This is a genomic window from Actinomadura rupiterrae, assembly GCF_024172125.1.
GTDB classification, from domain to species: Bacteria; Actinomycetota; Actinomycetes; order Streptosporangiales; family Streptosporangiaceae; genus Spirillospora; species Spirillospora rupiterrae.
Map to the genome: position 1 here is coordinate 65,192 of NZ_JAMZEA010000013.1, position 20,449 is coordinate 85,640.

Consider the following 20,449-nt stretch of genomic DNA (forward strand, 5'->3'; position numbering starts at 1 on the left):
CGAGGCCCGAACGCTTTGGCCGTCAGAAGGCGTCGACGTACACGTACACCCGGTCGAAGCGGAGAGCGGCCAGGTCGGCGCGGCGGATGACCCAGTGGAACAGGCCCGCTTCCAACTCCTCGCAGTCGTCTTCACCGCGCCAGGTGGCCAGCAACGTCCACTCGTCGCCGTCGGGTAGCGGCAGTTCGTCCCGGACGACCTCGATCGGGTCGTCGTTGAACACCACCGGCTCGCCGCCCAGCTGCAAACGCCAGTGCGGACGCCAGCCGACCACGTGCGACCAGGCTGACTCCAGTTCGGCCGCCCGCTCCGACTCCTCGTCGTCGTCCTCCTCGCGCCACGGCCACGACCACTGGTGGAAGCAGAAGTCCAGCCGCGCCCGGCGATAGGCGCCCGGACCGTCGTCCGGATCGTCCGAACGCTCCACCAAGGGTGTCCCGGCAGGCAGGTACCGGACGGCGTCGGCGGTCACTGCTCCGCTGCCCGGATCGGGGTCGGCGAAGAACAGCAGCCGACCCTCGGTGGGCAGTGGCAGATCGGTCGCGCCCGGAGGCAAGGCCGCGCAGTCGACGGACGCGACGAACGCCGCCTTCGGCGCGGGAGCGTCTTCCGGCAGCGGCGGATGCCCGCCGGTCAGCGCCACCACCGGGCCGGGCCCGTCCGACGCCAGGTAGACGGCCGGACGAGCGGTGCTGATGTAGGACTCCACCTCGGCGGCCTCAAAACCGCGGGCCGCGGCCTCCGCGCGGAAGCGGGCGCCCCTCGCCGCCGGGGTCTCGTCAATGCCTTGGGTATCGGTCACGGGAGCGAGCCTAGGGCCCGATTGGCCGGTGGTCTCCCGGGATCGCGATGCTCGGCCTCGCCGGGCGGCGAGGCCGAGCGCAACGCGTTCGGCTTGGGAAAGAGCGCCTGCCGAGACGAAAGGCGCCGACAGCCAGATGTCAGCCGAGCCGATCAGTCGTCACGAAACGCACCCGTGCACCAGGCTCAGCAGGTGGTCGGGGCAGGCTTGTGGGCGAAGCGGTCGCTCAGGTAGGTGAGGGCGTCGCCGGAGCGGGTGAGGGCCTCGGTCACGTGGCCGCCGAGCGGGTCGCGGACCGACTGGACGGACGTGCCGCCCGCGCACCAGGCCTTGACCAGCGTGTCGTCCTGCCCGACCGGGACGATCTCGTCGGCGATCGTGTGGTAGTCGTAAACCGGCGCCAGCGGCGCGGCCGCGCCCAAGGTGTTCCGCTTGAGCATCGCCGCGACCGAGGGGACGGACGAGAAGTCGGGCACGGTGACGTAGTCGGACATCTTCTTGAAGGCGAAGCCGAGCAGCAGGTCGTTGGTGCACTTGCCTGCGGCCGCCTTCATGGCCGCCTTGCCGTCGGCGTTGAGCAGCGTGTCGATGCGCGCCTCGGGGAACTCGGTCATCAGGCCGTACTCGCTGCCGATCTCGAACCCGCTGAAGGGGCCGCCGTCCAGGGAGCGGCCGACGATGCCGGGATCGGCGGGAGTGCCGCCGATGGCCGCTCCGGCGAGCTTCACCTCCGGCGCATAGGATGGCTGGAGTTGGGCGGCCCATCCGGTCGCCTCGGCTCCGCCGGAGTAGCCGTCCAGGCCCCAGGGGTTGCCTTCACCGATGCCCGCGGCCTTGACGCGCTTGACGGCTCTGATCCCGTCCAAGACCGCGTGCCCGGCCTGCGGCCCGGCCATGTACACCGACTTGGGGCCCTCGAAGTCGGGGAAGGCGACCGCGTACCCCTTGTTGATCATCGGGGGTGCGAGGACGGCGGTCGGGGCGTCCTGCAGGGCGCCCTTGGCCAGCAGGTAGGACGGGGCGCACTGGGTGCCGGTGGCGTCCTCGGCCAGCTGCAGCGAGATCACCGGCCGGGGGCCCGAACCCGTCCAGGGGGTCTTCGGGACGGCCAGGGTGGTGACGGCGAGTTCGGGCGCGCCGTGCGAATCGTTGGTCCGGTAGGAGATCTGCCAGGCGTCGGTGTCGGTCAGGCCCGGCATGGTGAGGGCGACGGGCCGAGTGGCGATCGGGGTGCCGGGCGCGTAGGTGCCGATGTCGGCCGGGGCGGCGTAGAAGGGGTCCTGGTCGGGCACCTGCGAACCCGCGACGATCGGGTCCGCCGAGGCCGTGCCGGTTCCCGTCAGCGCTGCGGCCGCCAGCGCGACGGCCAGGCAGGCGCTTGCTGTTCTCATGGTCACTCCAGTCGGGGGCATGGACGATGACGAGCACCCACCCTGGAGCATTCCGGCGCCTTTTCCTGCTGCGATTTCTCGCGTCCTTTCATCAGGATGTGACTATGCCGCTTTCATGATGTGACTATGCCGCTTTCCGGCTCGCGCGAAGCGGCGGGGCCTTCGATGATGTGCGTCACCAGGTCGATGAGCAGGTCCCTGCTGGAATGCCGCTCGCGGGCGTCGCACAGCCGAATGGGAACGGCCGCGGAAAGGCCGAGAGCCGCACGGACCTCCTCGATGCTGTAGGGCTGGACGCGGTGGAAGCAGTTGACGCCGATGAGGAACGGGATGTTCCGGCGCTCGAAGAAGTCGATGGCGGCGAAGCTGCTGTCCAGGCGGCGGGTGTCGGCCAGGACGATCGCGCCCAGCGCACCGACCGCCAGCTCGTCCCACATGAACCAGAACCGGTCCTGGCCCGGCGTGCCGAACAGGTAGACGATCAGTTTGCTGCTGATGGTGATGCGGCCGAAGTCGAGCGCGACCGTGGTGGTGTCCTTGTCCTCGATGCCGGTGAGATCGTCGACGGCGCTGCTGGTCTCGGTGATGAGTTCCTCGGTCCGCAGCGGAGGCACCTCGCTCACCGACCCCACCGCCGTGGTCTTGCCGACGCCGAAACCGCCGGAGACCAGGATCTTGACGGTGGTGGCGTCCAGGGCGGCCTGGGGGCTCTGCCCGCTAGAGGGCGCGGAGACCATGGAGTACCTCCCGCAGGATCGTGATGTCGGGCCCGGCCGCCGCCGGCTGGTCGAGGGTGCGGAGGATGAGGCCCTGCTGGATGAGGTCGGCGAGCAGGACCTTGACGACCCGGAGCGGAAGGCCGACGCCCGCCGCGGCCTCGGCCACCGACAGCGGGTGCTCGCACACCCGCAGCAGCCGGGCGGACGCGTCGTCCACGCGGGCCGCGTTCACCTGCGGCTGGATGGCCACGACCAGGGTGACCACGTCCAGGTCGATGCCGTCGGTGCGGGTGCGTCCGCGAGTGAGGGTGTAGGGGCGGACGACCGGTCCCGCCGCGTCGTCGAACCACCAGCGCTGCTGTTCATCCACTTCGGCCTCGTCCCTTTCAGCCGGGCGGGACGGAATCGGTTGCGGATGCGGCGCTCGTGCGAGCGTCGGCGCGGGCCTGGGCGGTGCCGCGTTGGAAGGCGGCCAGCGCGTGCGCCGAGCGTTCGTGACTGCCCGAGTCGCGGCTGCCCGAGTCCGCGACGGGCGCAGGCGGCGGCGGTTCGGGCGCGTCCAGCAGGTTCGGGTTCAGGTTGTTCTGGGCCTGGCGCTGCGGCAGCGGAGCGCGCCGCGCCGCCGATCCCCATTGCAGCGGACCATCGCGGGTCTCGGGTTCCGCGGGGTATCCAGGAACCGTCGCCAGTTCCGTCGGTTCGAAAAGCAGTCCGGACGAGCCCGTCGCCGGCGGCTCGGGCAGTGCCGGGCGCGGCGGAGGCGGGGGCACGGGGGGCCGCGCCGCGGGACGCTCGTCCACCATGACGGTCGACGGCAGAAGGATCACCGCCTGCACTCCCCCGTAGACCGACTCGCGCAGCTTCACGCGGATGTCGTATTTGGCGGCCAGGTGCGCGACCACGAACAGGCCGATCCGCAGGTCTCCGGCCAGCGCCATGAAGCTGAAGTCCGGCGGCTGGTGCAGCAGGTCGTTCAGCCGGCCGAGCACCTCGGGCTGGATGCCCAGCCCCTGGTCCTCGATCTCGACGGCGACGCCCTTGCCGACGATGTTCGCGCGGACGGTGACGCGCGTTTCCGGCGGCGAGAAGGAGGTGCCGTTGTCGACCAGTTCGGCCAGCAGGTGTCCGACGTCGGCGACGGCCGATCCGGCCAGGAAGGCGTCGGGGATGCCGCCGACCGCGACCCGGGTGTAGTCCTTGGTCTCCGAGACGGCGCCGCGGATGACGTCGTTGAGGCTGACCGGGTGCCGCCACTGCCGTCCGACCTTCTCCCCGCCGAGGATGATCAGGTTCTCGGCGTTGCGGCGGGCGCGGGTGGCCAGGTGGTCCAGGTGGAACAGCCGGTCGAGCAGGTCGGGGTTGTCCTCGGAGCGTTCGATCTGGTCCAGCTCGCGCAGCTGCCGGTGGACGATCGCCTGGCTGCGGTGGGCGATGTTGAGGAAGACCGCGCGGACGCCGTGCCGGGTCTCGGCCTCGGCGACCGCGGCGGTGACCGCCGCGTGCTGCGCCTTGCCGAACGCCTCGGCGACCTCGCCGATCTCGTCGTGGCCGAACTCCAGCCGGGGCACGGCGGACGCCGCGTCCGGCCGCTCTCCCGAACCGATCTTGGCCATCAGGGCGGGGAGGTCGCGGTCGGCCAGCTCCAGGGTCCGGTCGCGCAGCCGCCGCAGCCGGGCGACCAGCCGGTTGGCCGACCGCAGCGAGATCAGCGTGATCAGCAGGGTCAGGACCGCCACCCCGGCCGCCACCGACACCGACAGCAGCAGGGTGGAGCGGGCGTGGTGCTCGGCCAGGTCGGACTTGTAGGCCGAATGCGACAGGTACAGCTGGGTCAGCTCGTTCTGGACGGCACCGGAGGCGCGGTCCCAGCCGGAGGCGTCGAACTTCTTGCCCGCCGCGAGCGCCGCGTCGCCGGCGCGCAGGGCGGCCCATTCGGGCGAGCGGAGGAGCTGGGCGAAGCGGGCCTGCTCGCCGGGCGTGAGATTGACGATCAGCGTCGCCGGCGGTTCCCGGTAGGACGCCGACAGCACCGTGAACTGCGCGACGTTCGCGCGTGTCCGCTGGGCTTGGACGTACACGCCGAGCGAGTGCGCTTGCGCGAGGCTCTCGATGAAGGCGAACAGGTCGGACGCCACGACGTTCTCGAAGGCGACCTGCGCGTTGCTCGCCACCAGCGCGAAACGCTTGGCGCCGATGACCAGCGCCTCCAGCATCTTGTTGTAGAAGGCGAATCCGTCGGTGGCGCTCACCTTGCCCGCGTCGAGCGCGGCCCGCATGCTCTGGAACCGCACCGCGTACTGCCGCATCTGCGTGATCTGCCCGCTCGTCTGCGGCGCGTACTGGGCGACGTGCCCGGCCCAGCCGATCATCGCGGTGAGGTCGGCGTCGACCTTGCGGCGGACGGCGGCCAGCTCCTCGCGGTCGCCGCCGCGGCCGGCGAGCACGCCCATGGTCAGAGCGCGCTCCTTTTCCAGGTCGGCGACGTACGCGCTGGTGATCGGGATGCCGTCGCGGTGCACGTCGGCGAACGCCTGGGAGCTCAGGCCCTGCTTGACCAGGTAACCGGACAGGCCGAACCCGATCAGCAGCATCGCGACGACCGGGATGAGCGCGATGCTGAGGACGCGGGCCCGGATCGAGCGCGTCCGGCGGTGGACGGGGCGTTTGCTCATTCGCCGCACTGTTCCCCCTTGGGCAAGGAAGGTCCGGCGATGACGAGCTACCGCCGCCGCCGCGACGGTCGTTGTGCCGTGAGGCGCACCAGGACTGAAGCTGGCACGACGGTAGGGAGGGACGACGCGCAGGACATCGTCGATTTCGCGCGGAGGTCTGCCGGAAAGTGAGTACCGCCGGGCCGGTGCGCACGCTAGGCACGTCGTCCTTCGGTGAATCGCACAAAGGACGCTGCCGAAATATGCCCCGGTTGCCGAAAGACAGAGACTTCGGGCCGGTGGCAGATTGAGGGGCCGCCGGACGTGGCGCGCATCACACACCACCCCTGCCGCGCCCGGTCAGAGCCATCTGGAGGGTTCATGCGCCGCATCGTCAGCGCATTGGCGAGCACGACCGCCGCGTGCTCGCTGCTGCTGTCGCCCGTCCCGGCCCGCGCCGACACCACGACCGGATTCCCCTCGGTCAACGGCGCTTGGGGCACCGCGGGCCCCTATGCGGTCTCGGTGCAGACCGAGTCCGTCACCACCTTCTACTATCCGTCCGACATCGCCACCAACCCGCTGAAGCACCCGGTGATCATCTGGGGCAACGGCACCGGCGTCACGCCCGCGGCCTATGACGCGCTGCTGCGGCACTGGGCCAGCCACGGGTTCATCGTCGCCGCGGCCAACACCACCCAGGCCAACTCCGGCACGGCGATGCGCGCGGGGATCGATCGACTGACCACGCTCAACGGGACGTCCGGTTCGCCGTTCCACGGCAAGGTCGACCTCACCCGGGTCGGCGCGTCCGGCCACTCCCAGGGCGGAGCCGGAGCGATCCAGTCCTCGGCCGACTCCCGCGTCGACACCACCGTGCCGATCGAGCCTGGACCGCTGGCCTCGACCTCCAACCTGCACGGCCCGACGCTGTACCTGGCGGGGCAGGACGACACCGTCGTCAACCCGAACTGGGTCCACAACTTCTACACGTCCAGCACCCAGGTTCCCGCCGAGTTCACCGAGCTGGCGGGCGCCACGCACTTCACCGCCGCCGGTGACGGCGGGGGCTTCCGCGGCATCACCACCGCCTGGTTCCGGTTCGAGCTGATGGGCGACGAGCAGGCGCGCGGCATTTTCTTCGGGCCCGGCTGCGGGATCTGCTCCGGCCCCACCTGGCTGGCCACCGAGCGCAACCCGCTCGCGCTCGCCATCCCCGGCCCCTGACCCGCCCGAGGACGCATCGGGAGGCGCGTTCCGGGCCATGCGTGCGGTTCGGGCGGACGGACGTCAGTTGAACCGGACGCCGTCCGTCCCGGACGCGCCTCTCCCGCTCCGCGCGGTCACTGGTGGCGGAGCCGGCCGACCAGGATGGCGGCGTCCAGGTGCTGCAGGCCCCGGGCGCTGGACAGGTCCAGGCCGGTCAGCTTCGCCACCCGGGTCAGGCGGTAGTCGAGGGTGTTGCGGTGGATGCGGAGTTCGTCGGCGGTGCGGCTGCGGTTGTGACCGTGCCGGACGAACGCCTCGGCCGTCTGCAGGAGCGTCGGGTTCTCCTCCAGCGGCTCCAGGCAGGCGGTGAGGGCGGCGAACGCCCGGCCAGGACGCGCCAGCTGGTACTCGATCAGCACGTCTTCGAGCCGGTACAGCCCCGGCGGCAGGCCCAGCCGGGACGCCAGATCGACGACCTGGGCCGCCTCGCTGAACGCCTCGGGGATTTCCGGCAGGGTGGGCGCGTCGGCCACGGCGGCGGTGATCTGGCATCCGATGCTCTCCTCCAGACCGGCGACCAGGTCCGACAGATCCCCCGAAGCATCGGCGGGCAGCAGGACCGTGGCCGGGTCGGCCGTGCAGTCGGCCAGCACGTCGGTCTGCTGGTGCGCGTCCAGCGCGGCCTGCAGCCGGCGTCCGGCGCGGTGGGCGTCGGCCGATCCGAGCCGCAGCCGCAACAGCAGCAGCCGGTAGCCGGGCGCCAGCGGCACCCCCGACTGCTCGGCGAGCGCGTGCGCGGCCTTGCCCGACAGCAGCGCCCGGATCAGCTCGCCCCGGATGTCGCGGCGCTGGTTCTCGATGAGCTGCTGCTCGGACAGGTGGGCCAGGATCAGGGCCGGCAGCACCGAGGCCAGGAACCGCAGGGTGTGGCTGCCGTACCGGCGCATCTCGTCGGTGTCGGCCGTCGCCGACGCCCAGTCCCACGTGGTGATCATGGTGATCAGGTAGGCGGACAGCGCCGCGTCCAGCGGGACGCCGTCGGCCGCGCGCCGCGCCGAGCGCTCGATGACCTCGGTCAACTCCGCGCCGTTGGGGAGGCGCCGCTGGACGAACAGGTCCAGGAACAGCCGTCCGGCGTCGGCGAAGCTGTCGGCCACCTCGCCGGTGAGCAGCTCGGGCGGGAGCGAGCGGTAGAAGGGGACCTCGCGGCGGCAGGCCTCCACCGCGGCGCGGGTCAACTCCGGAAGGTGCGCCGAGAGCCGCTCCTCGATTGGGGACATCGCCCAATCATTCCACGCAAATATTGCCCCGGATGCGGAAAGACACCCCCGGGCCGGTCTGGGAGATTGGGCATTCCCCCCATCGCCGTGCCACTCGGCCAGGAAGGCGCGAGATGACCCTCACCGACATCCGCGAGTCCCGTCACAGCCGGGCCCTTGAGGACACCATGTCCAAGATCGCGCAGGCGCTCGCGGACTTCCAGGACACCCTCCTCACCACGCCGCCGGAGCAGGCCCGCGGAGCGACGCCCGACCAGGCCCTGGTCGACGCGCTGCTGGACCCCGTCCCGTCCCTGGACGAGATCGGCGAGCGGGCCCTGGACGCGCGCTGGCCGGTCCCCGACCAGGTGGCGGCCGTCGCCTTCGACCACCTGCCGCGCCGGGTCGTCCTGCCGTCGGGGATCCTGGTCGGACGGCACGGGGGCGGCACCGTCGCGCTCATCCCCGACCCCAGCGGACCGGCGCGCCGAGCCGTCCTGACCTCGGCGTTCGCCGGGCACAGCGCCGCGGTCGGGCTGCCCGTCCCGCTGGTGGAGGCGGCCGACTCGCTGCGCTGGGCCCGGCAGGCCCTCACCCTCAAGGTGGACGAGCCCGGACCGGTCTTCGCCGAGGACCACCTGGCCCTGCTCGTCCTCGCCCAGGATCCGCGCCTGATGGCCCACGCCATCGCCCGGACCCTCAAGCCCCTGCTGTCGATCCGGGCGCCGCAACGCATCGGCATGGCCACGACGCTGGTGGCCTGCTTCGAACACGGCTTCAACGCCACCGCGATCGGCGAACGCCTGCACCTGCATCCGCAGACCGTCCGCTACCGCCTGCGGAGCCTTGAGCGCCTGTTCGGCGACCGCCTCACCGACCCCGCGCAGCGCCTCGAACTCCACATGCTCCTCACCCACTGGCTCAGCACCCAGACCCCCAACGAAACCCTGTGCTGACCCCACGAGCCGGTTCGTGGGGGTGGGGGGCTGCTGTAGGTTCCGGGGATGAAGAAAGTCCCGTTCACCGGCGGTGAGAAGGAAAGCCTCCAGGTCGCCTTGGACCGGCACCGCGACGCGGCGCTGTGGAAGGTCGAGGGCCTGGACGACGAGGCGCTGCGGCGCCCCATGACCCCGTCCGGGACGAACCTCCTGGGCCTGATCAAGCACCTGGCGGCCGTCGAGTACTGGTGGTTCGCCGACACGTTCGGGCAGCCGCACGAGGAGCTCCCGTTCGACGATGATGACGAGGACGCCGACCTGCGCGTCGACCCCGGCGAGACCACCGCCGATGTCCTCGCCTTCTACGCCCGCGCCCGCGCGTCCTCGGACGAGGTCATCGAGAAGTTCGGCCTGGAGGACCTCGGCACCAACGAGCGCGGCGAGCGGATGACGCTGCGCTGGGTGCTCATCCACATGATCGAGGAGACCGCCCGGCACGTCGGCCACATGGACATCGTGCGCGAGCTCATCGACGGCGCGAGCGGCGACCACCAGCGCGCCTAGCCCGCGCGGGGCCAGGCGGTGCCGCGGAAGGCGGCGCGGGGGTCAGGCGGTACTGCGGGGGTGCGGGGGTCAGGGGGTCCTGCGGGGGCGCGGGGGTCAGGGGGTGCTGCGGAAGGCGGCGCGGTAGGCCTGCGGGGTCGTGCCGGCGACGCGTTTGAAGCGTTCACGGAAGGCCGTCGCGGATCCGAAGCCTGCCTGGTCGGCGATGCGCTCCACCGAGTGGTCGGTGTGTTCGAGGAGGTACTGCGCCCGCCTGACCCGGGCGCGCAGCAGCCACTGCATCGGCGTCGTGCCGGTGTGCTCGCGGAACCGGCGGCTGAAGGTCCGGGCGCTCATGCCGCAGCGGGCGGCCATGTCCTCCAGGGTGAGGTCGTGGTTCAGGTGGTCCTCTATCCAGGCCAGCGCCGGTTCCAGCAGGGAGCCGCGCGGCACCGGGTGGTGCTCGTGAACGATGTACTGGGCCTGGCCGCCTTCGCGCTCCAGCGGGACGACGGCCAGGCGCGCGGCGTCGGCGGCGACGGCCGAGCCCAGGTCGCGGCGGACCATGTGCAGGCACAGATCCAGTCCCGCGGACGCGCCGGCCGAGGTCAGCAGCTGCCCGTTGTCGACGTACAGCACATCGGGCCGGACCTCGACCTTGGGGAACATCGCGGCAAACCGCCGCGCGGCGGTCCAGTGCGTGGTCGCGGCCAGCCCGTCCAGCAGGCCCGTGGCGGCCAGGGTGAAGGCGCCGCCGCAGATCGAGGCGATGCGCGTGCCGTGCGCAGCAGCGTCGCGCAGCGCTTCCAGGGCCCGGGCCGGTGGCGGCCCGGCGGTCTCGGCGCACCCCGGCACGATGATCGTGTCGGCGTCGGCCAGGGCGTCCAGTCCCCAGGGGGCGTGGATGGTGAAGGCCTCGGTCGGGACCTGCGGCTGCGTACCGCACGTCCGCACCCGGTACGGGCGGCGCCCGTCGGGGAGGCGGACGCGGCCGAACACCTCGATCGGAATGGCCATGTCGAAGACCACCGTCTGGTCGAGCGCCAGGATCGCCACCGTGTGCACGAACGCAGCGTACGCCTGGTTCCAGCCAACGCCTATCGGTGCGTTGTCGTGCTGGTGGGTGTGATCTGGCAGGTCAGAGTGTTGGCGAGAATCCGTTGGAAAGTGGCGATCCAGCCAATGGTCCGTGGCCGCCACGCCTCCTAACGTCGGTACGGCACCGACGGAACAACAGATGTGAGGCACCGATGCTCGCCCAGTTCGTCCTTTTCGATGGCTTCGACCCGCTGGATGTCATCGGCCCGTTCGAGGTCTTCAGCGCAGCGGAGCAGTTCACCGACCTGGTGAGCGTCGTGCTGGTCGCCGCCGACGGCCCGGGCGTGGTCCGCAGCGGTATCCCTGCGGTGTCCTTGACGGCCACCGCCGGCCTGGCCCCGGATCGCGCGGACCTGATCGTCGTCCCGGGCGCTGCCGGACGCATGGCTCACCAAGGCGGCGACCTCACCGAGGAGGAGCGGGAGGCCACCATCCCCGCCATCCTCGCCCGGTCCCTGACCACCGGGCTGCCTGGGCTGCTGGCCAAGGCCCTGGCAACGTCCGGCACCACCGTGGCGACGGTCTGCGGCGGCTCGCTGGTGCTGTCGATGGCCGGGCTCATCGTCGGCCGCAACGCCGTCACCCATCACCAGGGCCTGGACGTGCTCGGCGCCGGCGGCGTGAACGTCGTCCGGGCCCGCGTGGTGGACGACGGCGACCTGGTCACCGCCGGCGGCGTCACCTCCGGCCTGGACCTGGGCCTCTACCTCCTGGAGCGGGAAGTGGGACCCAAGGTCGCGCTCGCCGTGGAGGAGCTGTTCGCCCACGAGCGCCGCGGCGTCGTCTGGCGCGAGCACGGGCCCGCACCGGTGCACGCCTGACCTGTCCTCCGTTCCCGTTCCCGTTCCCGTTCCCGTTCCCGTTCCCGCGACGAAAGCGCGTTTCCGGCAATGAGCAAGATCTTCCTCATCCTGCACGTCCTGGCGGCGGTCATCGCCGTGGGCCCGATCACGGTGGCGGGCAGCATGTTCCCCGCGGCGGCCCGCAAGGCCGCAGCGGGAGCCGAGCGTCCCGAGGCGCTGGCCGCCGTCCGGTTGCTGCACCGCATCTGCCGCGTCTACGCGGTCGTCGGCCTGGCCGTCCCGGTCCTCGGGTTCGCGACCGCGAGCAGCATGCACATCTTTCGCAGCCCTTGGCTGATGGTCTCGATCGCGTTGACGGGCGTCGCCGCGCTCGTGCTCGCACTGCTGGTCCTTCCAGCGCAGGAGTCCGCCATCGCTGCCCTGACCAGCGGCGCCTCCGGCGCCGACGGCGTGTCCGCGGCGGCGCGGCGCGATGCCTCCGGCGCGGCGGCGGTGGCGCGGCTCGATTCAGGCCAGGTTCGGCGGCTGGCCATGCTGACCGGCCTCTTCAATCTGCTGTGGGCCGCGGTCACCATCTTGATGATCGTCCGCCCTGGCTCCACCACGGGAGCGTGACCCCATCTCCGCGACCCTCACCGCGAAGGCCCCCATGACGACCATGCCTGACAACGACCGTCCCGGCACCGCGTCCCAGCGACCTCGCTACAGCATGTCGCTGCGCGAGGCGGCGCGGGCGGCCTTCCGACCAGGCGGCCACGCCTCCTCCCTGGTGACCACGGCCGCTCCGACCCTCGTGTTCGTCTTGGCCGCCGCCGTCGGCGGACTGCGATCCGCGCTGATCGCGACCGCGGTCAGCGCAGTCCTCGTCCTCGCGTGGCGGCTGCGCAGTCGAAGCCACCTCGCTCACGCGACCATTGGGACGCTCCTCGCCGTCGTCTGCGCCGCCGTGGCGGCGGGCACCGGGCAGGCGCGCACCTTCTTCCTGCTGCCCATGCTGCTGCCCGCGGCCGCGGCGACGGCGTGCCTGCTGTCGGTGCTGGCCGGCCGTCCCCTGGCCGGGCTGGTCGCCAACCGCATCGTGGGCGGCCCGCGGGACTGGCGCACCCACCGGCGGCTGCACCGCTTCTACCGGCGGACGACCCTGGCGATCTCGCTGGTGAGTCTGGCGAGCCTGGCCGCCCAGGTCGTCCTGTACCGGCTCGACGCGATCGCCGGGCTCGGCGTGCTGCACGTCCTCATGGCGCCGATGTGGGCCGGTGTCACGGCAGGCTCGGTCGTCCTGTCCCGCCTGGCCGTGACCCGCTACCGCGACGCCCCGACCTCCTGAATCCGCCCGGGGCGTCTAGTGGAGGAGGCTCGTCACGGCGGGGCGTCCGCCGGTCCATCCGAGGACGCCGACGTAGAGCCCGTCCGGGCCGCCGGCGGTGTTGCGGTCGGGGTGGCCGTTGAACAGGATCCGCCACGAGCCCTCGGGCAGGCCGTGGACGATGTCGGCGTTGCCGGTGCCGCAGGTGTTCATCGAGCGCGGGAACGCCAGCCGGATCGGCGCCTTGGACGTCCAGCCCGTCCACAAAGCGGTGTTCTGCCGGTAGCGGGTCCAGTAGTCGCACGTGCCGTACCAGCCGAACGAGTTGAACAGCGTGTACTTCCCGGCGTGCTCGACCAGCACCGGGTTCTCCTCGATGTACTTGTCCACCGAGTCGGTGAGCTTGACGCCGTCCCCGTTCTTGTGGACGGGGTTGGCCAGGGTCCGCTCGGGATGGGCCGGGTTGAGCCGGACCATCCGCGTGGTGGTGTGCCACGGCTTGCCCGCGCCCCCGCGATACCCCGTCTTGTAGGTCAGGACGAGCTGGCCGCCGACCCGGGCGGGCGTCGGGTCGATGAGCGACTGCCCGCTGCCTTCCTTGGCGACCGTGTCATAAGCGCGGGCACCGGCCCCGGCGTAGCAGGCCAGCGCACGGTCATACGGGGTGAACGGCCCGCGGGCATCGGTACCGCGCGCCACACCGATGCACCGGTTGGACGAGCCGGGCAGCGCACCGGCGAAGTACACCCGGTAGGACCCGTCGGTCGCCTGCACGATCGACGGCGCCCAAACACTCTTGGTGCCGCCCATCCAGGCGGCCTTGCGCGTCAGCAGCTTGCGGTCGACCTTGGCCCACGGTCCGGTGAGTTTCTTGGCGGTGCGGATCCGTCCAGGCTGATCCCAGTCCATCGTGCTCAGCGTGACCCAGCCGCCCGCTGTGTGGATGGTGCCGGGGTCAGCGATCCCGGTGGCCACCGGCGCATCAACGGGCCACCGCGTCGCCGCGTCCGCAGCACCAGTCACCCCCGCCCCCGCAACACCGCTGGCGGCAACCCCCGCAACGACCACGGCCCCAAGCCCTCGAACCCGTCCCATCGATGAACTCCATTCGCAAGCCGGCGTCCACCGACGCAACGACACCAAGGGCAGGCCCCAACCACCAACCCGGCAAAGAACATAAGGGCTCAACCCCCACAGCGGTACCCCCAATACCCATGGCGGCCTCGACTCTTCGATGCCTGGCCTTCGGTGCATGTGGGCGAGCACGATGGCTGGGCTCATCGCGGTCGTGGTCGCGATCCGCTCGACGGCCCACCCACTGAGAGGACCGTGGCTTACCCCGCCAGTGGGGTTGCTCCAGGCTCACTCATACGCTGGGCGGTTGAAGCCACAGCGATCAGTTGTGGACGCCGAACCGAGCCTGGAGGTTCTATGCCCCGCCCGTCCAGCGACGTGCAAGCGTTCGAAGCCCGCGTATCTGACGCTGAGCTCGACGATCTGCGCGCACGCTTGGCCGCGGCGCGGTTGCCGGAGGCCGAGACGGTGTACCGCCCTGCGCCCGACCCTCGTCGATGGGACCAGGGCGTTCCGCTTGCCGACCTCGTCGACCTCGTCGACTATTGGCGCACCGAGTACGACTGGCGGGCATTCGAAAAGCGCCTCGACCGGATCGGCCAGTTCCGCACGACAATTGATGGCCTGGGAATCCACTTCCTGCACCGCCGATCCCCGCGCGCGGATGCCACTCCTCTGATCATGACGCACGGCTGGCCGGGGAGCATCGCCGAGTTCATCGATGTGGTGGACGAGCTGGCAGATCCGAAAGATGCGGACGCGCAGGCGTTCCACGTCGTGGTCCCGTCGCTGCCGGGCTTTGGTTACAGCGACAAGCCGACCACCACCGGGTGGGGCATCGAGAAGATCGCGGCCGCATGGGTGGAGTTGATGGGACGGCTCGGCTACAGCAATTTCCTAGCCCACGGCGGCGACTTCGGAGGTGGCATCACCACGATTCTCGGCGGCAGGTTCCCGGCGCATGTTCTCGGCGTCCACACGACGTTCGCGGAGCCGCCGCCCGGGCTGACGACCGACGGGCTGACGGAGGTCGAGCGCCAGTGGACCGAGGAAACCCGCGATTTCTGGCTCCACCATGCGGCGTACGCCAAGCAGCAGGCGACCCGGCCGCAGACCATCGGCTACTCGCTCGTCGATTCACCGGTCGGGCTTCTCGCCTGGATCCTCGACAAGTTCGCCGAGTGGTCGGATACCGAGGACAGCCCGTTCGAGACGATTTCCAGAGACCGCATTCTTGACGACGTCACCCTCTACTGGCTGACGCGGACCGGCGCATCGGCGGCCCGCCTCTACTACGAAAGCCACAACTCGCTGGACCCCGAACTCCGGGTCGACGTCCCGTCAGCAATCACCATGTACCCCCGTGACATGGAGAACCGGATCCCGCGCGCCTGGGCACAGGAGCGCTTCCGGCAAATCGTCCGATGGACGCTGCCCGAAAGCGGCGGCCACTTCCCGTCGCTGGAGCTTCCCGAGTACTTCGCCAAGGATCTACAAGAAGGCCTCGCAGCCGTGCTGGCCGCCAACCGGTGAACACAGCCGGTGCCGGACTCTGGCTTCGTTGGGCCAGCACGACCCCTCGTTCTGCGGCCTGCTTCCCCAAGCACCCAGGCACTTAGGGGAGGATGAGGATTTTTCCTATTACGGTGCGGTTCTCGATGGCGCTGTGGGCGGCGGGGGCGTCGGTCAGGGGGTAGGTCTTGCCGATGACGGGCTTCAGGCGGCCGGCGGCGACCTCGGCGAGGGCGGCGGTGGCCAGTCGGCGGCGTTCGTCCAGGTCGAGCTGCACGTCGGCGATGCCGCGCAGGGTCACGCGGCGGCGTTGGAGCTCTTGGGGGTCGAGCTCGGTGAATCCGCCGATGGTCGCGCCGTGCGCGGAGAAGCGTCCGCCGGGCGCGGTCGCGTCGAAGGCGGCGCGTCCGATCTCGGCGCCGACGCCGTCGAAGACCACGTCCGCCCCGTGGCCGCCGGTCGCCTCCAGCACGCGGTCGGCCCAGCCCGGTTCGGAGTAGTCGACCGTGATGTCGGCGCCCAGATCCCGGGCGAGGGCGAGTTTCTCGGCTCCCCGGGCGGCGGCGATGACCTGCGCGCCAGCCGCGTGGGCGAGTTGGACGAGCAGGATGCCCATGCCGCCGGTGGCGCCGACGACCAGGACGCGTTCGCCGGGCTTGATGGCCGCGGTCTCCATCAGGCGCATGCCGGTCACGCCGTCGTGGATGAGCGAGGCCGCCTGGTCGAGGCCGACCTCGTCCGGCACCGGGATGAGCGCGTCCCCCGCGACCACCAGCTGCTCGGCGTAGCCGCCGCTGGGGCCGGGATCGGAGGTGTAGGCGAGCACCCGGCTGCCGATCAAGTCCTGCGGCACGCCGTCGCCGACCTCGACCACCTCGCCCGAGATGCCGCCGCCCGGAATGTAGGGCGCGGTGATCCCGAAGATCTCGCGGCCCCAGCCCGACCGGATCCGGGTGTCGACGAACAGCGTGTCCACCGCCGCGACGCGCATGACGACCTCACCGGGGCCCGCGGTCGGCTCCGGCTCGTCCCGCGGCACCAGCACGTCGGGCCCACCGAACTTCGCTGCCTCTATGACCTTCATGTCCACTCCCCATGTCGTCCTTGGAAGCAGTCTGGAACCTCAATCCTGCTTGAGGTCAAACGGTCGGCGGTGTCGCGTGGCGCACAATCCGTCCTTGCGGTCCGGAGGATCAGCGCGGGCCGGGCTGAGACGGTGTGGCCGCCCAGCTGGCGAGGAGTTTGAGGCGGTCCTCGGAGGGTGTGCCGGGCTCGGCGGTGTAGGTGATCAGGTCGTGGACGGCGCGGCCCGGCAGGGGGAGGTCGAGGGACTGGAAGGTCAGGTCCAGGTGGCCGACGTCGGGGTGCTGGAGCCGCTTGGCGCCGTCGTGGCGGATCAGGACGTCGTGCACGGCCCAGTGCTCGCGGAACTCGGGGCTGAGGGTGGACAGTTCGCCGACGAGACCGCGCAGGGCCCGGTCACCGGGCTCGCGTGCGACCTCGGCGCGTAGCAGGGCGGCGGTGGCGGCGCCGGCGGCGTCCCAGTCGATGAAGAAGTCCGGGGCGCCGGGGTCGAGGAAGATGTAGCGGGCCAGGTTGGGGCGGCCGCGCTTGTCCAGCGTGGCGCTGTCGTACAGCGGCGCGAACAGGGCTCGGGCCAGGGGGTTTGCGGCGACGATGTCGGTGCGGCCGTTGCGGACGAACGCCGACGACAGCGTCATGGAGTCGATCAGCCACTGGACTCGGGGCGGGATCTCGACGTCCCGGCGGCGCGACGGTGTGCGGCCGGTGTGCCGTGAGGACCGGGCCAGGTCGAACAGGTAGGTGCGCTCGTTCTCGTCCAGGCGCAGGGCCCGGGCGACCGCGTCGAGGACGTCGTCGGACACGCCGCCGATGTGGCCCTTCTCCAGCCGCGTGTACCACTCGGTGCTGACCCCGGCCAGGACAGCGACCTCCTCGCGCCGCAGCCCCGGGACGCGGCGCCGGGCGCTGGTCGGCAGCCCGGCCTGCGCCGGGGTGATCTTGGCGCGTCGGCTGGCGAGGAAATCCCGGATGTCGCCGCGGTTTCCGGGCGGTTGGTCCATGTCCTTCATGGTATGCGCTGGTCACGGGGTAGAAGGGGGTTGAGGTTGTCCCCCCGATAGGCGCGGCCTTCCGCGGGGGCGGCGCTCGCGGTCTGCTGGGGGCAAGCGTCCAATCCGGGCGCGAGATCAAGTGATGGAGACACGACATGAGCAGCAAGGCGTTGACAGTGCCGCCGGTGGCGTTGGGCACCTGGGCCTGGGGAGACAGCGGCGAGGCGGGCGACGGCTACTTCGGCAGCCGGCTGAGCGCATCCGGTCTGCGGGACGTGGTGGAGAAGGCGCAGGCGAACGGATTCACCCTGTGGGACACCGCCGTGGTGTACGGGATGGGCCGTTCGGAGAGCGTCCTGGCCGAGGCGCTGGCGGGCTATGACCGGAGCGAGTACCAGCTGTCGACGAAGTTCACCCCGCAGGCCGCGGGCGAGGGGGACGATCCGGTCGCCGACATGCTGGAGCAGAGCCTGGAGCGGCTGAGGACCGATTACGTGGATCTGTTCTGGATCCACAATCCCGCCGACGTGGCGCGATGGACGCCCTCGCTGATCCCGCTGCTGGAGGACGGCAGGGTCAGGCATGTCGGGGTCTCGAACCACAACCGGGAGCAGGTCGCGCTCGCCGATCAGATCCTCGGGGAGGCCGGGTTCCGTGTGGAGGCAATCCAGAACCACTACAGCCTGCTGTACCGCGGCTCCGAACGCGCGGGTCTGCTGGAGTACTGCCGCGAGCACGAGGTGCGATTCTTCGCTTACATGGTCCTAGAGCAAGGCGCGCTGACCGGCCGGTACAGTCCGGCCCGTCCATTGCCGGAGGGCAGCAACCGCGCGGCGGTGTACAACGGCATCCTGCCCCAGCTGCAGGCGCTGACCGACCGGATGCAGGCCCTCGGCAAGGACCGCGGCGCCTCCGCCGCCGAGATCGCCATCGCATGGGCCATCGCCAAGGGAACCACCCCGATCGTCGGTGTGACGCGGGCCGATTACATCGACGGACTGATCCGGGCTCGCGGCATCGCCCTGGCCGAGGAGGAGATCACTGAACTGGAGGCGCTTGCCGACACCGCAGGCGTCAACACCCGCGGTTGGTGGGAGCAAGAAATGTGACGCGCCGCCGACCCGCCCTTTGGTATCGCCGGGTTTTCGTGGTCCCCCTCGGCCGCTGCCCTTAGATTCGGGCCCTCAAGGCCGTCCACCGGCCCGGGCGGCCGCCGCGGGTTGACGGTGAGTCTGGCCGCGGCGGCCGACGTTGTCGCGCTTCCCGGTGAGCGGTGGGAGGACGAGCGCGGTTTGGGTCAGCGGGTTGCCGCGCGCATGACGGCGTCGATCAGGCGGCGGTTCTCGGGGGCGCCTCCTTCCCCGTCCCCGAGGGCGAAGCGGCGGCGGGTGTAGCTGTAGGCGATGCCGCTGGCCGGGTCGGCGAAGGACTGGGCGCCGACGGCGCCGCTGTGGCCGAAGGCGTCCGCGCCGAGGCCCGGGTAGCGGAGTCCCAGCGCCTCGAAGCCGAGCAGGAAGTGGTCCTTTTCGCCGGTCACGACGTCCACGCCGGGGGTGTGTAGCTTTGTGAATTCGGCCAGCGTCGCCGCCTCCAGCAGGGGCGGACGTGCGTCGATCTCGCCGATGGTCGCGGCGTACAGCTTGGCGAGCCCGCGGGCGTTGCCGACACTTCCGGACGAGGTGGGCCCCAGCGCCCGCACGGTGCGTTGGTTGGCGAAGGCGACCAGATCGGTCGGCGGGGTGGCGTTGAGGTTGAAGGCGAGGGCCGTCAGGCTTTCCGGCTCGGGGCGGGCGAGCAGGGCCTGCTTGTCTGGTGGCAGCGGCTGCGTCGGGAGGTAGCGGGGCTCCTGGTCTTCGGGCAGGCCGAGGTAGAAGTCCAGCTGGTAGGGGACGCGCAGCCGCTCCTCGTACAGCTCCTGGATCGAGCGGCCGGTGGTTCGGCGGACGACCTCGCCGGTCAGCGCTCCGATGACGAAGGCGTGGTAGCCGTAGGTGTTGCCCAGCGGCCAGTGGGGCGCCTGCTCGGCGAGGCGCTTGGCGATCAGCCGGTCGTCGGCCAGTTCGGCGGTGCTGAACCCGCCGGGGACGCCGATCAGCCCGGCCCGGTGGGCCAGCAGGTCCCGCAGGGTGATGCGGCTTTTGCCCGCGGCGGCGAACTCGGGCCAGTAGTCGGCGACGGTCCGGTCCAGCTCCAGCGTCCCGTCCTGCACCAGCAGCGCGACGACCAGGTGCGCGGCGCCCTTGCCGGAGGAGAACGTCGCCAGCAGGGAGTCGCCGGTGAGGCCTGGTCCGGTCCACAGGTCCACGACCGGCCGTCCCCGGTGCCGGACGGCCAGCTGGGCGCCCAGGCCCGGCTCGTCGGCGGCCACCTGCTCCAGGGCCGTCCGGACGTCCTCGAACCCTGCGGCGACCGTTCCCTGCACGATGTCGGTGGTCATCGGGCTGCTCCCACCTTGGTCGCGGCCTTGGCGGCGGCCTTGGCGGTCAGGGCGTCCAGCAGGTTGCGCAGCAGGACGGCGGTGCCCTCGTCGATGAGCCGGCCGTCCTGGCCGAGGCGTTCATGGACGCGGAAGGCGATCACTTCGGGCTTGGTCACCACGTCGGAGTCGGTCCACACGAACACCTGGCGCAGGGCGAGCTGGGCGCGCACCGATCCGAAGTTGGTCGGCGCCGCGCCGGCGATGGCGACGGGCTTGCGCAGCAGCGGAAGCCCCTCGGTCTCGGTCCAGTCGGTGCTGGCCCAGTCGAGGGCGTTCTTCAGGACGCCGGGAATGGAGTAGTTGAACTCCGGCGTGATGATCAGGAGGCCGTCGGCCGCGTTGATCCGGTCGCGCAGGTCCTGGACGGCGGCAGGTCGGCGGTCCGGGGTGTCCAGATCCATGTCGTACGGGGGGATATCGCGCAGTCCGGCGTAGATGTCCAGGGCGACCCCGGCCGGTGCGAGGTCGCGGGCAGCCCGCAGCAGGGCGGAGTTGTAGGAGTCGGTACGAAGGCTCCCCGAGATCCCGAGGATCGTCAGCTCGCTCGTCATGTGCAGTCTCTTTTCATTCACGGGAAGGCCGACTGAGGC

The 20,449-nt window shown here is 71.1% G+C and carries 20 protein-coding genes; 8 read left to right on the plus strand and 12 right to left on the minus strand.

The features are described from left to right. Positions 1-22 precede the first annotated feature (22 nt). The 5 genes from FHU30_RS36915 to FHU30_RS36935 all read right to left on the minus strand — a co-directional run bounded on the left by FHU30_RS36915 (position 23) and on the right by FHU30_RS36935 (position 5,584). The gene (locus FHU30_RS36915; protein ID WP_253882201.1) at positions 23-802 is read right to left on the minus strand and encodes a DUF1963 domain-containing protein; all 780 of its coding nucleotides are present in this window, start codon (positions 800-802) and stop codon (positions 23-25) included. A gap of 185 nt (positions 803-987) precedes the next feature. Continuing rightward, positions 988-2,193, minus strand: coding sequence for a lipase family protein (locus FHU30_RS36920; protein ID WP_253882202.1), 1,206 nt, complete (start codon positions 2,191-2,193; stop codon positions 988-990). A gap of 113 nt (positions 2,194-2,306) precedes the next feature. Further along, the gene (locus tag FHU30_RS36925) at positions 2,307-2,930 is read right to left on the minus strand and encodes a GTP-binding protein (protein ID WP_253882203.1); all 624 of its coding nucleotides are present in this window, start codon (positions 2,928-2,930) and stop codon (positions 2,307-2,309) included. Next, positions 2,911-3,282 (minus strand): DUF742 domain-containing protein, encoded by a 372-nt coding sequence (locus tag FHU30_RS36930; protein ID WP_253882204.1) that lies wholly within the window; start codon positions 3,280-3,282, stop codon positions 2,911-2,913. Before FHU30_RS36930 ends, FHU30_RS36925 begins: the two co-directional genes overlap by 20 nt. A gap of 16 nt (positions 3,283-3,298) precedes the next feature. Then, positions 3,299-5,584, minus strand: coding sequence for a sensor histidine kinase (locus FHU30_RS36935; protein WP_253882205.1), 2,286 nt, complete (start codon positions 5,582-5,584; stop codon positions 3,299-3,301). Between the two features lie 360 nt (positions 5,585-5,944). On the opposite strand from FHU30_RS36935, the gene FHU30_RS36940 reads away from it, so the two are divergent. Then, positions 5,945-6,790 carry an alpha/beta hydrolase family protein gene (locus FHU30_RS36940; protein ID WP_253882206.1) on the plus strand — a complete coding sequence of 282 codons (846 nt, stop codon included), beginning with the start codon at positions 5,945-5,947 and terminating at the stop codon, positions 6,788-6,790. Positions 6,791-6,906: 116 nt separating this feature from the next. Here FHU30_RS36940 and FHU30_RS36945 read toward each other — a convergent pair whose 3' ends face one another. Next, positions 6,907-8,052: a PucR family transcriptional regulator gene (locus FHU30_RS36945; protein WP_253882207.1), complete on the minus strand. Its 1,146-nt coding sequence runs from the start codon at positions 8,050-8,052 to the stop codon at positions 6,907-6,909. A gap of 113 nt (positions 8,053-8,165) precedes the next feature. Here FHU30_RS36945 and FHU30_RS36950 point away from each other — a divergent pair, with 113 nt between their 5' ends. Together FHU30_RS36950 and FHU30_RS36955 are read left to right on the plus strand one after the other, a co-directional pair. Beyond that, the gene (locus tag FHU30_RS36950) at positions 8,166-8,987 is read left to right on the plus strand and encodes a PucR family transcriptional regulator (RefSeq protein ID WP_253882208.1); all 822 of its coding nucleotides are present in this window, start codon (positions 8,166-8,168) and stop codon (positions 8,985-8,987) included. A 48-nt stretch (positions 8,988-9,035) separates the two neighbouring features. Continuing rightward, positions 9,036-9,533, plus strand: a complete 498-nt coding sequence (locus FHU30_RS36955) for a DinB family protein (RefSeq protein WP_253882209.1) — start codon at positions 9,036-9,038, stop codon at positions 9,531-9,533. A gap of 96 nt (positions 9,534-9,629) precedes the next feature. Here the strand turns inward: FHU30_RS36955 and FHU30_RS36960 are convergent, their stop codons facing one another. Further along, complete coding sequence (locus FHU30_RS36960; protein WP_253882210.1) at positions 9,630-10,577, minus strand: GlxA family transcriptional regulator; 948 nt, start codon at positions 10,575-10,577, stop codon at positions 9,630-9,632. A 185-nt stretch (positions 10,578-10,762) separates the two neighbouring features. Here FHU30_RS36960 and FHU30_RS36965 point away from each other — a divergent pair, with 185 nt between their 5' ends. The 3 genes from FHU30_RS36965 to FHU30_RS36975 all read left to right on the plus strand — a co-directional run bounded on the left by FHU30_RS36965 (position 10,763) and on the right by FHU30_RS36975 (position 12,740). Continuing rightward, complete coding sequence (locus FHU30_RS36965; protein WP_253882211.1) at positions 10,763-11,431, plus strand: DJ-1/PfpI family protein; 669 nt, start codon at positions 10,763-10,765, stop codon at positions 11,429-11,431. Between the two features lie 69 nt (positions 11,432-11,500). Then, the gene (locus tag FHU30_RS36970; protein ID WP_253882212.1) at positions 11,501-12,028 is read left to right on the plus strand and encodes a hypothetical protein; all 528 of its coding nucleotides are present in this window, start codon (positions 11,501-11,503) and stop codon (positions 12,026-12,028) included. A 34-nt stretch (positions 12,029-12,062) separates the two neighbouring features. Next, positions 12,063-12,740 carry a DUF3159 domain-containing protein gene (locus FHU30_RS36975; protein ID WP_253882213.1) on the plus strand — a complete coding sequence of 226 codons (678 nt, stop codon included), beginning with the start codon at positions 12,063-12,065 and terminating at the stop codon, positions 12,738-12,740. A 15-nt stretch (positions 12,741-12,755) separates the two neighbouring features. Here the strand turns inward: FHU30_RS36975 and FHU30_RS36980 are convergent, their stop codons facing one another. Further along, positions 12,756-13,694, minus strand: coding sequence for a family 43 glycosylhydrolase (locus FHU30_RS36980; RefSeq protein ID WP_253882214.1), 939 nt, complete (start codon positions 13,692-13,694; stop codon positions 12,756-12,758). Between the two features lie 456 nt (positions 13,695-14,150). Between FHU30_RS36980 and FHU30_RS36985 the strand changes: the two genes are divergently transcribed. Next, positions 14,151-15,326, plus strand: a complete 1,176-nt coding sequence (locus FHU30_RS36985; protein WP_253882215.1) for an epoxide hydrolase family protein — start codon at positions 14,151-14,153, stop codon at positions 15,324-15,326. An 82-nt stretch (positions 15,327-15,408) separates the two neighbouring features. Here FHU30_RS36985 and FHU30_RS36990 read toward each other — a convergent pair whose 3' ends face one another. Both FHU30_RS36990 and FHU30_RS36995 read right to left on the minus strand, forming a co-directional pair. Then, positions 15,409-16,389, minus strand: coding sequence for a zinc-binding dehydrogenase (locus FHU30_RS36990; RefSeq protein ID WP_253882216.1), 981 nt, complete (start codon positions 16,387-16,389; stop codon positions 15,409-15,411). Positions 16,390-16,498: 109 nt separating this feature from the next. Further along, on the minus strand, positions 16,499-17,389 hold the full coding sequence (locus FHU30_RS36995) for a helix-turn-helix transcriptional regulator (RefSeq protein ID WP_253882217.1): 891 nt from the start codon (positions 17,387-17,389) through the stop codon (positions 16,499-16,501). A 146-nt stretch (positions 17,390-17,535) separates the two neighbouring features. Here FHU30_RS36995 and FHU30_RS37000 point away from each other — a divergent pair, with 146 nt between their 5' ends. Further along, positions 17,536-18,489, plus strand: coding sequence for an aldo/keto reductase (locus tag FHU30_RS37000; protein WP_253882218.1), 954 nt, complete (start codon positions 17,536-17,538; stop codon positions 18,487-18,489). A 188-nt stretch (positions 18,490-18,677) separates the two neighbouring features. Here the strand turns inward: FHU30_RS37000 and FHU30_RS37005 are convergent, their stop codons facing one another. Both FHU30_RS37005 and FHU30_RS37010 read right to left on the minus strand, forming a co-directional pair. After that, positions 18,678-19,817 carry a serine hydrolase domain-containing protein gene (locus FHU30_RS37005; protein WP_253882219.1) on the minus strand — a complete coding sequence of 380 codons (1,140 nt, stop codon included), beginning with the start codon at positions 19,815-19,817 and terminating at the stop codon, positions 18,678-18,680. Beyond that, positions 19,814-20,410 carry an NADPH-dependent FMN reductase gene (locus FHU30_RS37010; protein ID WP_253882220.1) on the minus strand — a complete coding sequence of 199 codons (597 nt, stop codon included), beginning with the start codon at positions 20,408-20,410 and terminating at the stop codon, positions 19,814-19,816. The genes FHU30_RS37005 and FHU30_RS37010 overlap by 4 nt, the downstream gene beginning before the upstream one ends. Between the last annotated feature and the right edge of the window lie 39 nt (positions 20,411-20,449).